Source organism: Aquibacillus saliphilus (assembly GCF_020404745.1).
Classification (GTDB): Bacteria; Bacillota; Bacilli; order Bacillales; family Amphibacillaceae; genus Aquibacillus; species Aquibacillus saliphilus.
In genome coordinates this window covers 41,814-55,058 of sequence record NZ_JAIZAP010000005.1, presented here as the reverse complement: position 1 = coordinate 55,058, position 13,245 = coordinate 41,814, and the positions used below count along the sequence as shown (strand labels likewise).

Genomic DNA, 13,245 nt, shown 5'->3' with positions numbered 1-13,245 from the left:
AAACGAAAGAACAAGTGCTAATGTTACACATCTGTATTCATTAGGAGTGAAAGTATAGTGAAAACTGTACAAGTAGTTGGATATAAAAATAGTGGTAAGACAACTTTATCTAGTTTTATCATTAAGAATTTAACAAATCATGGATTGGAAGTTGCAGCGCTTAAGCATCATGGGCATGGAGGTGTCCCAAGTAGTCAGGAGAATACTGATAGTGCTAAACACCATCAAGCGGGTGCGGTAATAGCTGGTGTCCAAGGAGATGATATTCTTCAGTTAACTATTCAAAAATCAACGTGGAATATTAAAAAAATAATTGACTTTTATTCTATCATAAATCCTGATGTGCTAGTAATCGAGGGTTTTAAGAATCTTGATTATCCAAAAATAGTGATGATACGTTCTGAAGAAGATGTTCATTTATTAGATAAGTTAACAAATGTTAAAGCTGTTATAACCGATATAAAGCTAAGCAAACATCAATCTTATCAAATTTTCACTATAAAAAGAAAAGAAGAGTTAATCGAATGGCTATTAACACAATTTAAAAGTAAGCAGTTTTGATAGAACTTACTAAGTACTCTAAAAAGCTGTGGATATAAAGCTAAGGGAGATTTTTTAGTGCCATTTTCATATGTGGGTATTGTGATTGCTGGAGGGAAATCAAGGAGATTTGGATCTCCAAAAGCTTTTGCTAAATTAGAAGGTAAACCACTCTACAGTTATTCTTTATCCGTTTTAAACAAGTATTGTTCTAGCGTGATTCTAGTTACAAGCTCTTCATTAGAGTATTCATTTAAGCAAGAAAACCTACCGGTACAGGTTATTCAAGATAACATAAAATATCAAGGCGAAGGACCTCTGGCGGGAATTTACTCTGCAATGGTTAAGGTTAAGAAAGATTGGTATATTGTTTTACCAATCGATGTCCCTTTCATGCAAGAATGGGTAATTAAAGAGTTAATCAATCAAATTGATTGCTATTGTGATGCAGTTGTCCCTATAGTAAACGGCAAGAGACAACCATTGGTTGCATTGTATCATTACAGGTTGAAGGATAAAATTGAGGATAGCCTTAAACAAGGAAAAAGATCATTTGATGAACTATTAGATACGGCAAATGTAAAATATATATCGAATATAAAGGACGAAAAGCCTTTTATAAATATCAACCGTCAGGAAGATTTTCCTGAATGAAAAAGTAGTTTGAGCTGGAGCGAGGAACTGATGAATAAACTATCTAAACCATTACTAATCTTCTTTGGAACATTATGCTTATCTCTTGGAGTAATTGGAGTGATTTTGCCACTTTTGCCAACTACTCCACTTTTGTTACTTGCAGCATATTGCTATGGAAAATCGTCAAAAAAGCTTAATCATTGGTTGAAAACGAATAAATTTCTTGGCAAATATATAACTCAGTTTCAACAAGGTCACGGTGTTACAAAAAAAACAAAAGTAAAGGTGCTAGTAATTTTATGGATAAGCGCACTATATTCTATACTATTTGTAGTAAATAGCCTTGTCATTTCAATCGTATTATTACTTATTTTTCTCTCTGTATCGTATTATATATTATCACTTAAGGTTATACCCCCAGAAGAAGTAAAAAAATCCTAAGGATTCCTTAGGATTTTAGTGTTTTTACGGTTAATTTTAGTCCACGTCTTTGTCATTAGCAGCACTATGTGCCAATCTGCTTGAGGCAGCTGCGGCTATTGCTCCAACAATATCATCTAAGAAAGTATGGCAACTTCCGCTGGATTTATCATTTAATTTTTCTAAAATTCCTGGTTTTTGTTTATCAATGTAGCCATAGTTTGTAAAACCAATTGATCCATAGACATTAACAATGGAAAAGGCAATAATTTCATCGACCCCATATAAACTCTCATCTCTTTCAATTGTATCCTGCAATGGTTGTTCTAGCTTTTTTTCTTCTGCAAGTACATCAAGCTGAATTCCAGTTACAATAGCATTTTGTACTTCCCGCTTCATTAAAACTTTATCAACATGATGGCGGCAATCGTCCATTGATAGGCTATCGTGGTATTTACTCTGTAAATAATAAACAAGGTCTGCAATATCATCCATGGTAACACCACGTTCTTCCAACCATGTTCTTGCTTTGGTTTCCAATACTGATTGATTTGTAATTTCATCCATAACTTTTACCACACCTAACTTTTTATTCTATAATCTAATTATACCCTTATTAGATACTGATAAATCAAATAATTTGGTTCAAATTCATTTTTCTGAAACATAGACTTTTATAAAGTGGGTTTAATTTTTGAATAATCTTAACTAAAATCCCCTTATTATGAAGGGTTTCACTTTATGGAAGGAGAGAAATAGTTTTGGATGAATTACTATCGCAATATATAGAGAACTTTAATGGAACTAGTACAACAATAGATGGATTTAAAGGATATATAAATGGTAATAATGGTTTTTTTATCATTACAGATTCTAATAACGAGGAGGTTCATTACGAACAAAAAGCAATTAGTGACTTTTTGATATACAACGGCGTACGTAATATTGCAACGCCCTTATTTAATCGACAAGGACAGTTAATTACAACTATTGATAATAGAAATTACATTGTATGCAACGGGACAATGAGTGAAAATAAACGGGATTCGCCAAGTGCAAGACAATTAGCATCATTTCATAAAATTGGTGCAGGTTACCCGTATGAACCCAACTATGTATCAAGTTATGGACAATGGAAAGGGTTGTGGGCAAAAAAGATTGCGGATTTTGAACATATGTACACTAATTATTATGATGAACGACCAGTGTCACGCTACCGTCGTCTATTTATAGATACCTTTCCATATCTAGTTGGACTTTCTGAAAATGCTATTCAATTTTTGCAAGAAGCTGAAACTGATGGGCGTTTTCATACTATTGATCGCCCGGCTATTACTTTTCAGAGATACCATTATCAGCTTCAGCAACAAATTATTTGGTCACATGACTTGGTCCACGATCATCCAGTCAGGGATTTGGCAGAATATATTCGACCAATTCTGCTAGAAGAAGATAAACCATTCACGAAAGTAGAAACTTTTCTAAAAGAGTATGAGAGTGTCCAATCCCTTTCTATTTTTAGTTGGCGATTATTATATGCAAGACTCCTATTTCCAATCCATTTATTTGATTTTTTGGAAGTTGGAGTTAACATGAATGACCAAGAAGCTTTATATCGACAATACAAAATACTGTTAGAAAAACAATATTATTATGAAAGAAACTTAAGAAATTTTTTCAGTGAGTTGGACTTAGATACACAATCCGTCAACATATCTGTTATCGAATGGTAAAACGGAAACTTGGTTATAATAGAAACGAAAATTACCGTAAACCTTAAAAGAGAACACTCTTTTAAGGTTTTTTGTTTTTTAAAAAAAGAAACCTATATATTAGTTTACTGACAAGTAATCAAGTGTTATCGTTTACATTAAACTATTTTTAAAATTTTTAGAAAATTAGTTGTTTGTGCCTTGATAATAGATTATTTGAGAGGTATAATGTCCACTATAGATAAACACATGTACTCTTTAAGAATACATAGGGGGCTAAAGAAAATGAAAGAAATAAATGTAGGATTATGTGGACTAGGCACCGTTGGAACAGGTGTGGTTAAGATATTAAAAGATCACCAGGAGGAAATAAAATACAAACTAGGCTGTGAAATTGTAGTAAAAAAAGTCCTAGTTAGCGATATTAATAAACAAAGAGATGTAGAAATCGATCCAAGTTGGTTAACTACAGACCCTGATCAACTTGTTAATAATAAGGATATAGATGTAATTATTGAAGTAATGGGTGGTATCGAGAATACAAATATTTTGTTAGAACAAGCACTCAGAAATAAAAAGCATATTGTAACTGCGAATAAAGATTTAATGGCTGTACACGGTCAAAAGCTACTAAAACTCGCAAAAAATAATAACTGTGACATTTACTATGACGCAAGTGTTGCTGGAGGCATTCCAATTCTTAGAACTCTATCTGACGGCTTGGCATCCGATCGAATTCAAAAGATAATGGGAATAGTCAACGGTACGACCAATTATATTCTGACTAAGATGACAGATGAAAAGCTAGCCTTTGAGAAAGTGCTGAAAGAGGCTCAAGAATTAGGTTTTGCAGAGGCAGATCCTACTTCTGATGTTGAAGGACTAGATGCAGCAAGAAAAATGACCTTGCTTGCTAATTTAGCATTCAAGATGGAAATTAGTTTGGATGACGTTGTCGTTTCAGGTATTAGTGATATCACACAAGAGGATATATCCTTTGCTAGTAGCCTTGGATACACAATTAAATTGATAGGGATAGCTTCTATTAGTAATGGAAAAGTTGAAGTTAGTGTCGAACCTACTTTACTTCCGCAAGATCATCCATTAGCATTAGTTAAAAATGAATATAATGCTGTATATGTCTATGGTGAATCAGTTGGTGAAACAATGTTTTATGGTCCAGGAGCCGGCAGTTTACCAACGGCAACAGCTGTAGTTTCCGATTTGATGGAAGTAATAAAAAATATTCGTCTAGGCATAAGTGGTAATGCTTATGTATATCCACAATATAAAACGCAGTTAAAGGAAAATAAAGAAAAGTACACTAAGTATTTTATCCGAATGGAAGTAAATGACGAGGCAGGCACTTTTCAGGAAATTACCAATATATTTACTGCAGAGAGTGTAAGCTTTGCTAAAATATTACAATTACCCGGTAGCACAAAAGAAACCGCGGAAATTGTAATGGTTACGCACAAAATAAGTAAACAGCAATTACTGAATAGTTTAGATGAGTTAAAAGGCTTATCTGTTGTTAGTGATATTATTAGTTATTATCGAGTAGATGGGGAGGAATAAAATTATGTCATGGCAAGGTTTGTTATCTGAATACGAAAATCATTTACCAGTAAACGAAAGTACTCCAAAGATAAGCTTGTTAGAAGGAAATACACCATTAATTAAATTAGAAAAATTATCCGAAACTTTTTCAATAAATGTATATGCTAAAGTCGAGGGTGCTAACCCGACTGGGTCATTTAAAGATAGAGGAATGGTGTTAGCGATGGCTAAGGCAATTGAAGACGGAGCTAAAGCGGTTATTTGTGCTTCAACTGGAAATACGTCAGCTTCTGCAGCGGCATTTGCAGCTAGAGCAGGCCTAAAGTGTATTGTTGTTATACCAGAAGGGAAAATTGCGCAGGGAAAACTGGCGCAGGCGGTTATGTATGGTGCCGAAATCTTTTCTATTGAAGGTAATTTTGATGATGCGCTTAAGATTGTAAGAAAAATAAGTGAAAACGAAAATATTACCTTAGTTAATTCTGTCAATCCATATCGAATCGAAGGACAAAAAACTGCGGCATTTGAAGTCTGTGATACTTTGGGTAAAGCCCCAGATTATCTTTTTATTCCTGTTGGAAATGCTGGGAATATTACTGCTTACTGGAAGGGATTCAAAGAGTTTGATAAACAGAAACATACCGGTCTACCTAAGATGATGGGATACGAAGCAAGTGGAGCAGCAGCTATTGTTCATAATAGAGTATTTGAAAAACCTGAGACAGTAGGGACTGCAATTCGTATTGGAAATCCAGCTAGTTGGCAAGCTGCAATTAGTGCTAGAGATGAATCTAACGGGATGATAGATGAAGTTACAGATGAGGAAATGATTGAAGCATATCAATGGTTAGCAGCAAATGAAGGGATATTTGCAGAGCCAGCATCGTGTGCATCAATTGCTGGATTATTTAAAGCTTTAAAGAACGAACAAGTGGTGACAGGTTCAACAATTGTAACAGTGCTAACTGGTAATGGACTAAAAGATCCAAACACTGCGATCGATTATGCAAAAATTAAACCACGTGTATTACCTAATGATGAACAAAAAGTAACTCAAGAGATTATGGGTAGTGTTTTGGTATGAGCTGGGTTATAAAAGTCCCGTCAAGCACGGCGAATCTTGGAGCGGGATTTGATTCTGTGGGATTAGCATTAAACCTGTATCTTGAACTTAAGGTAACTCGTGCAGATGAATGGGAATTCATTCCGGTATCCAATCATTTAAATGGTACACCTAGAGGAAAGGAAAATTTAATTTATCAAATTGCTCTAGAAGCAGCAGAAAAATATGGTATAAGTGAGTTACCGCCGTGTAAGGTTGAAATGAAAAGTGACATACCACTGGCGAGGGGATTAGGTAGTAGTGCAACAGCTACCATAGCAGGAATAGAGCTTACTAATCAGCTATTAGAGCTTAATTTTACCGAGGAAGAGAAGTTGGAAATTGCAACTGCTATTGAAGGACATCCAGATAATGTAGCCCCATCATTAATGGGTGGATGCGTGATAGGACACTATGACTACGAAGTGAATTGGATTAAATTACCTATAGAAGGAATAACATTTTTGGCGGTAATACCAGAATTCGAGCTAAAAACTGAGGAAGCAAGAGCAGCTCTTCCTGAACAGTTTAGCTACCAGGAAAGTGTGCTAGCGAGCAGTATAGCAAATGTAAGTGTTGCGGCAATTTGTCAACAAAATTGGAAATTACTAGGTAAGATGATGAAAAAAGACCGATTTCACCAACCATTTAGAAAGGCACTAATTCCTCATTATGATCAGTTAGAGTCCTTCTTAGAGGATAAGGTTTATGGTACATTCCTAAGTGGAGCAGGACCAACGATGATAGCAATCGTCGAAGATTCAATCGTAGAAAGAAATTTACCAATATGGAAAAAGGAATTTCCACACTTTGATTGGTTAGCATTAAAAGTAGAAAATGAAGGCTTAAAATCATTGAAGTTGAATGTTTCTTATTAGACATTATTAGACATAAAACAAACACCCCTTAAATGAAGGGGTGTTATTTATATCTAACGTTTAAGTTTGGAATCAAGAAAATATTTCTTTATTTTAGAAGACCTGTTCTATCTCAGTTACACCTGGTACTTCAGCCATGAGTGCACGTTCAATGCCGGCTTTCAACGTAATTGTAGAACTAGGACAATTACCACATGCTCCCATTAGACGAAGACGTACAATACCATCGTCGACATCGACTAATTCCACATCTCCACCATCACGTAGTAAGAATGGACGTAGTTTATTTAAAACTTCTTGTACTTGATCGTTCATCATCCATCGTCTCCTTTCTAATACATTATTCATTATAAATGCTTTCTCAGAAAAAATCTATCGCAATTGTTATGAAAGTAAAAAATTTATATTTAATGATAATTTCATTTTATCTTTAGTATATCTTTTTGTAAAATATAAATAACTATATTTTACAAAAAAGGGGAACCGAAATGAAAAATCAACCGGTAAAAGTGACTGTTTATGGAGCTGAGCAAATTTGTGCAAGCTGTGTTAACGCACCAGGATCATGGGAAACCTATGAATGGTTACAAGCGGCTATTTCAAGAAAATATAAAGATGCAGAAATTGATTATCAATATATAGATGTTTTTCAGCTGTTAAATCGAGACGAGAATATAGATGTGGTGCAAAGAATACTTGATGATGATTTATTTTATCCTGTCGTGATGGTGAATGAAGAAATTGTTGATGAGGGAAATCCTAGACTAAAAAAGGTTTACCAAGCATTAGAAAAATTGGGAGTTAACTAATATAAAGACGAATGAATTGCTTTATTTTCTGTTGTCATTTATTTTAATTATAGGGGAATTCATCTTCACTTAATGTAAGAGGAGAGAACGATGAATCCAATTATTGAATTTTGTATAAATAATATAGTTAGTGGATCAAAAAAAGCTAAAGAAGAACTGGAGAAAGATCCAGACCTTGATGTAATAGAGTATGGTTGTACAAGTTTTTGTGGTATTTGCTCTCAGAATTTATTTGCAGTTGTTAATGGTGAACCTGTCACTGCGGATACGCCTGAAGATTTAGTGGAAAACGTTTATAAATATATTGAGGAGAATCCCCTATTTTAAATTATTTTTATATTAGACAGCAGGACGGGTTCACTTAAATACTACATCGTTTGTATATATTAACTTGAGTTTTTAGTGCCATAGGTGGACCTAGTGGTCTTTCTATGGCACATTTGCATACTATATAAATAATTACGGGGGTACAATATGAAAATTCCATTCACTAAAATGCATGGTCTTGGCAATAGCTATATTTTTGTAGACGCATTTAATTTTAAAATAGAAGAAGAATACCTTAGCTCACTTGCCATTGACATTTCTAATGTCAATACAGGAATTGGTTCAGATGGGCTAATATTAATTCATCCATCAACATTCGCCGATGTCGGTATGAAGATATTTAACAAAGATGGTTCGGAAGGTAAAAATTGTGGAAATGGTGTTCGTTGTGTAGCGAAATTTGCCTATGAGAATAACATAGTGAATCAAAAAACTTTTACCGTTGAAACGAAGGCCGGTATTGTTACAGCGGAAGTTCATGAGACTAATAATATCGTAAGTGAAGTGACTGTTGATATGGGAGAACCTTTGTTAAATCGTTCAGAAATACCAATGCTTGGGTCTGATGATGCTCCTGTTATTATGGAGAATTTCCAAGTAAGTCACCATCCTTTACAAATAACTACTGTTTCAATGGGAAATCCACACGCGATATTTTTTGTTGATAATATAGATGAAGCACCGTTATATGAGTTGGGCCCAATTATTGCAAATGATCAGCGTTTTCCAGAAGGGATTAATGTGGAATTTATTAAAGTTATTAATGAAAAAGAAATTGATTTCCGGGTTTGGGAACGTGGTTCAGGTGTAACACAAGCTTGTGGAACTGGTGCATGTGCAGCTGTTGTAGCAACAGTATTAAACGGATATACACAAAAAGGTATGTCTGTTGTTGTTCATTTAAGCGGTGGTGATTTAACTATTAAGTGGGCGGAAGATGGTCATGTATGGATGCGAGGTAAGGCAGAAACAACGGTTATTGGAGAGTTTAAATGGAGTCGAATCAACTAAATGATTGTTGTTAGGTTTTAGCTGGACAGTAAACACAGTGTAGCCAGGATTTTAAATCAGGTGAAACCCACTGTTTGAAGTTTTGTTTAATTCCTAGTATACTTTATTTAGTAATAGATGAGGAGGACATGAAATGGTTCTAAATATTACTGACAATGCAAGTCTTCAAATTAAAGAAATGATGAAAGAAGAAGAAAATCAGGAATCAGTTCGTCTACGTTTTGGAATAAAAGGTGGCGGATGTAGTGGATTGTCTTATTCGATGGGTTTCGATCAAGATGTAAATCAAGAACTAGACTTAGTTGAAGATATCAACGGGATTCCTTTAATTATATTTAAGCAAGATATTCCAATAATTGAGGGCACGACAATCGATTTCAAACAAAACATGATGGGCGGCGGATTTACGATTGATAATCCTAACGCCATTGTATCCTGTGGTTGTGGCTCTTCTTTTAAAGCGAAAGAACGAGAAGGAACACCAGAGAACTGTTAATGAAAAAAGGTGAAGCACTTGGCATTAATTGCCGTGGGCTTCACCTTTTTAGCCAATAATAACAGGACTGAACTATCTAGGATACAGGCCATGCTAATGAACGAATTTTCCTTTTTCGGGTATAGCAATCGTATCAAAGTGATCTGCAAGTTTTTGTAGTTCATTTCTCAAAAACTCTCCATTTATTGGTTGGCCGTGGCCTGTTACCGCCAGTTCAGGTTTCAGATCATTTAATTTTTTTACAGAATCCCAAGCTGCTTTCCAATTAGTTGTGAAATATTTTGGTGGACCACTAACTTCTTGTTGTTGTGTTATAACCTTATATAAAGATTCTTGTTCGACTGTAACAAATGCGTCTCCAGCAATTAATGACCGGTCTTCATCTCTGAATAATGAGACATGTCCCTTGGTGTGACCAGGAGTATGAATAGAGCGCCACCCCTTCATTCCGGGTATTGTGTTATCCGAAGGCAATGCTTGAACATGCTCTTCTAGATTTATACCATGGTTAGGGAACAGTGGAGACATTTTAGCTACTAATCCATCAGCTACGGAGGGATCACCTTCAGGGTAAGAGGCCTTCCCTGTTAAATAAGGCAATTCTAACTCATGTGCAAAAATTGGTACATTCCACGTTCTGGTTAAGTCTACAATGGATCCAACATGATCAAAATGGCCGTGTGTTAATACAATAGCCTGTGGTTTCGCGTTGTTACCAAAGTGCTCTTCAGCTTGCTCAATTATTTCTGTTGACGATCTTGGCATACCAGCATCGACAAGCACCCAGTTATCTTTCGTACCAATAAAGACTATATTTACTATTTGGTCGGTATAACAATAGATATCTGAGGCAACATTTAGTCCAATTCTATTAGCAACAGAGGTAACTGGCATAATTCTTTCTTCAAATTCATTCTCCATTTTGTCTGCCCCACATTTCTGACTTTGTACTTGTTAATCATTGTAAAAATTCATTCTTTTTATGAAAAAATTCAACTGAATTTTTTCATAATTAGTATCCCCAACGATAAACAATTACATTACTTATTTATTGATACAAGAACAACAATTAAAAATAAAACAGCAAAAACAGCCTTTTAAAGAGGCAGTTTTTGCTGTATCAAGATTATAAAATTCTCGTAGAATAGCTACTTGTTTAAAACATGCTCGTTGAATGTTTTGGTTGTACTCGAGCTTCAGGGTCAATATAGGCTTTTGCATTATTGATGGCTGTTGGGCCCTCCCCAAATCCTGCAACAATCAAGTTTACTTTACCTGGATAAGTACAAATGTCTCCTGCCGCATAAACTCCAGGGATATTCGTTTCCATTTTAGAATTGACAATTATGCTATTTTTGTCAATTTCAAGTCCCCAATTTTTAATCGGACCAAGTGATGAAATAAAGCCATAGTTGACTAATACAGTGTCTACATCAATAATTTCCTCTTTGTCACCTTTAACTTCCTTCAATTTAACTTGTTCAATTTTATTTGTTCCAATTAATTGTTCCGGGATATACGGAGTCATAATTTTAACGGTTGATTTCATTAAGTTTTCAACACTATGTTCGTGTGCTCTAAACTTATCGCGTCGGTGAACAAGAACAACTTCTTTGGCAATAGGTTCTAACATTAGTGCCCAGTCAACGGCAGAGTCGCCTCCACCAAAAAGTACTACCCTTTTATCTTTATAAACTTCCATATTTTCAACAAAATAATGAAGATTGTTCCCCTCAAATTTCTCAGCACCCTCAACTGCCAGTTTCCTTGGTTGAAATGCACCGTTCCCTGCAGTGATTATCACGGCTTTTGTATAATGTACCCCTGAATTAGTACTGAGTTTTAAAGAACCGTCTTCCTGTCGTTCAATCGTATCTACTGATTCATTCAGTACAATAGTAGGATCAAATAAATCAGCCTGTTCCTTTAGGTTATCAACTAACTTTTGAGCCCGGATTTTTGGGAACCCAGCTATATCATAAATATATTTTTCGGGATATAACGCACTTAATTGCCCGCCAATATGTGGCAAGCTTTCTATTATTTTCACACTAGCCTGACGTAACCCACCATAAAAAGCGGTGAATAAACCGACAGGTCCGGCACCAATTATAGTAATATCATATATTTCATCGGACATGGGTGATTCCTCCTATAATAAACAAGCATTAATTTACCGATACTTATTTTAACACATTTTTGATTTTCTTTTATAGTGAACAACTTAATAATGAAGACTTAAAATTAGAAATTTTACTTAAATATACTTAAGGGTTGAAAATTATAATAAAAGAGTCTAAGATTAGCAATAGGTTAAAATATTACGAATCTGTGACATTACATAGTTTTACGTGAAATATATCACGATAGTGTAACATGTTTAAAGAATTGAAACAATAAAATTATAAAATGGAAGTGATTTAGGATGAAGAAACCAAACATTGTAGTCCTTGGAGCAGGTTATGGTGGTTTAATGACTACCGTAAAATTGCAAAAGAAATTAGGAGTGAACGATGCTCACATTACCTTAGTTAACAAGCATGATTATCATTATGAGGCAACATGGCTTCATGAGGTAGCAGCTGGAACAATTAGTCCAGATCAAGCTCGTTTTCCGATTAAAGACGTAGTTGATTTAAGTAAAGTGAACTTTTTACAAGATACAGTAGTATCCATTCAACCAGATGATAATAAAGTCATTCTTGAAGACGGTGAATTAGAATATGATTATCTTGTCGTAGCATTAGGATTTGAAGCTGCAACTTTTGGTATCCCTGGGTTGTTAGAAAATGCATTTACACTTGGTAACATTAACTCATCTCGATTAATTAGAGAGCATATTGATTATAATTTTGCTATGTATAACAATGAAAAAGACAAGAAACAAGAGCGTTTAAATATTGTAGTAGGTGGAGGCGGATTTACAGGCATTGAGTTTTTAGGTGAACTTGCCAATCGTATTCCTGAACTATGTAAAGAATATGATATTGATCGTGATCAAGTACGTATCATAAACGTGGAGGGTGCTCCTACAATTTTACCAGGGTTTGACCCACAACTAGTAGAGTACACGTTAAACTCCTTAGAGGCTAGAGGAGTTGAATTTAAAGTTGGTGCGCTGTTAAAAGGCTGTACTCCAGAAGGAATTGTAGTCGAAAAAGATGGTGAACAAGAGGAAATTCCAACATTTACTACTATTTGGGCAGCTGGTGTTAGAGCAAATAGCATTGTAGAACATTCAGGACTTGAACATAACCGTGGGAAAGTAGAAGTTAAACCTGATCTTCGTGCTCCTTCACATGAGAATGTATTTGTTGTCGGTGATTGTGCTTTAATTTGGAATAAAGAAACTGACAGACCTTTTCCTCCAACAGCTCAAATTGCAATGCAGGAAGCAGAAGTTTGTGCACACAATTTAGCGACACTTGTTTCAGGTGGTAATGAGCTAGAAGGATTCGAATTTAATAACATGGGTACTGTAGCCTCATTAGGTCATGGGGATGCCATGGGTGTAATAATGGGAGACAAGAAATTGTTTGGCTGGTCTGCATCAGTAATGAAGAAAATTATTGATAATCGTTCTTTGCTCAAACTAGGTGGAATAGGACTAATGCTTAAAAAAGGTAAATTTAATATCTTTTAAATTTTTATTAGCAAAGACAGACTATCTGTCTTTGCTTTTTCTTATTATTAATAATAAAATAGTTGTGGATAATCTGGTTATGTATTACTAAATGAATCGTGTGAAGAACAC

General features: G+C 34.9%; 16 protein-coding genes. 12 read left to right on the top strand and 4 right to left on the bottom strand.

Annotated elements, in window-relative coordinates:
- The first annotated feature begins 57 nt into the window (after positions 1–57).
- The 3 genes from mobB to LD272_RS07000 are packed head-to-tail and all read left to right on the top strand — an operon-like array spanning position 58 to position 1,617.
- On the top strand, positions 58–561 hold the full coding sequence (gene mobB / locus LD272_RS07010; RefSeq protein WP_226035891.1) for a molybdopterin-guanine dinucleotide biosynthesis protein B: 504 nt from the start codon (positions 58–60) through the stop codon (positions 559–561).
- A gap of 57 nt (positions 562–618) precedes the next feature.
- Positions 619–1,194 carry a molybdenum cofactor guanylyltransferase gene (locus tag LD272_RS07005; protein ID WP_226035890.1) on the top strand — a complete coding sequence of 192 codons (576 nt, stop codon included), beginning with the start codon at positions 619–621 and terminating at the stop codon, positions 1,192–1,194.
- Between the two features lie 30 nt (positions 1,195–1,224).
- Positions 1,225–1,617 (top strand): YbaN family protein, encoded by a 393-nt coding sequence (locus tag LD272_RS07000; protein WP_226035889.1) that lies wholly within the window; start codon positions 1,225–1,227, stop codon positions 1,615–1,617.
- Between the two features lie 36 nt (positions 1,618–1,653).
- Here the strand turns inward: LD272_RS07000 and LD272_RS06995 are convergent, their stop codons facing one another.
- Positions 1,654–2,163: a phosphatidylglycerophosphatase A family protein gene (locus LD272_RS06995; protein ID WP_226035888.1), complete on the bottom strand. Its 510-nt coding sequence runs from the start codon at positions 2,161–2,163 to the stop codon at positions 1,654–1,656.
- Positions 2,164–2,357: 194 nt separating this feature from the next.
- Here LD272_RS06995 and LD272_RS06990 point away from each other — a divergent pair, with 194 nt between their 5' ends.
- From LD272_RS06990 to thrB, 4 genes are all read left to right on the top strand, one after another.
- On the top strand, positions 2,358–3,329 hold the full coding sequence (locus tag LD272_RS06990) for a YutH/CotS family kinase-like spore coat protein (protein ID WP_226035887.1): 972 nt from the start codon (positions 2,358–2,360) through the stop codon (positions 3,327–3,329).
- Positions 3,330–3,593: 264 nt separating this feature from the next.
- A complete protein-coding gene (locus tag LD272_RS06985) occupies positions 3,594–4,886 on the top strand; it encodes a homoserine dehydrogenase (protein ID WP_226035886.1) in 1,293 nt (430 codons plus the stop codon).
- Positions 4,887–4,890: 4 nt separating this feature from the next.
- Positions 4,891–5,952, top strand: a complete 1,062-nt coding sequence (thrC, locus tag LD272_RS06980; RefSeq protein ID WP_226035885.1) for a threonine synthase — start codon at positions 4,891–4,893, stop codon at positions 5,950–5,952.
- Positions 5,949–6,848 (top strand): homoserine kinase, encoded by a 900-nt coding sequence (gene thrB / locus LD272_RS06975; RefSeq protein WP_226035884.1) that lies wholly within the window; start codon positions 5,949–5,951, stop codon positions 6,846–6,848. The genes thrC and thrB overlap by 4 nt, the downstream gene beginning before the upstream one ends.
- A gap of 93 nt (positions 6,849–6,941) precedes the next feature.
- Here thrB and LD272_RS06970 read toward each other — a convergent pair whose 3' ends face one another.
- The gene (locus LD272_RS06970) at positions 6,942–7,196 is read right to left on the bottom strand and encodes a NifU family protein (protein WP_226035883.1); all 255 of its coding nucleotides are present in this window, start codon (positions 7,194–7,196) and stop codon (positions 6,942–6,944) included.
- A gap of 140 nt (positions 7,197–7,336) precedes the next feature.
- Between LD272_RS06970 and LD272_RS06965 the strand changes: the two genes are divergently transcribed.
- The 4 genes from LD272_RS06965 (at position 7,337) to LD272_RS06950 (ending at position 9,491) form a co-directional block, all read left to right on the top strand.
- Entirely contained in the window at positions 7,337–7,657 is a 321-nt protein-coding gene (locus tag LD272_RS06965; RefSeq protein ID WP_226035882.1) for a YuzD family protein, read from the top strand.
- A gap of 90 nt (positions 7,658–7,747) precedes the next feature.
- Entirely contained in the window at positions 7,748–7,984 is a 237-nt protein-coding gene (locus tag LD272_RS06960) for a YuzB family protein (RefSeq protein ID WP_226035881.1), read from the top strand.
- A 147-nt stretch (positions 7,985–8,131) separates the two neighbouring features.
- Positions 8,132–8,995 carry a diaminopimelate epimerase gene (dapF, locus tag LD272_RS06955; RefSeq protein WP_226035880.1) on the top strand — a complete coding sequence of 288 codons (864 nt, stop codon included), beginning with the start codon at positions 8,132–8,134 and terminating at the stop codon, positions 8,993–8,995.
- A 133-nt stretch (positions 8,996–9,128) separates the two neighbouring features.
- Positions 9,129–9,491 (top strand): HesB/IscA family protein, encoded by a 363-nt coding sequence (locus LD272_RS06950; RefSeq protein ID WP_226035879.1) that lies wholly within the window; start codon positions 9,129–9,131, stop codon positions 9,489–9,491.
- Between the two features lie 93 nt (positions 9,492–9,584).
- On the opposite strand, the gene LD272_RS06945 is transcribed toward LD272_RS06950, so the two are convergent.
- Entirely contained in the window at positions 9,585–10,412 is an 828-nt protein-coding gene (locus LD272_RS06945; protein WP_226035878.1) for an MBL fold metallo-hydrolase, read from the bottom strand.
- A gap of 235 nt (positions 10,413–10,647) precedes the next feature.
- Positions 10,648–11,631, bottom strand: coding sequence for an NAD(P)/FAD-dependent oxidoreductase (locus LD272_RS06940; RefSeq protein WP_226035877.1), 984 nt, complete (start codon positions 11,629–11,631; stop codon positions 10,648–10,650).
- Between the two features lie 285 nt (positions 11,632–11,916).
- Between LD272_RS06940 and LD272_RS06935 the strand changes: the two genes are divergently transcribed.
- Positions 11,917–13,134, top strand: a complete 1,218-nt coding sequence (locus LD272_RS06935) for an NAD(P)/FAD-dependent oxidoreductase (protein ID WP_226035876.1) — start codon at positions 11,917–11,919, stop codon at positions 13,132–13,134.
- Positions 13,135–13,245: the final 111 nt, after the last annotated feature.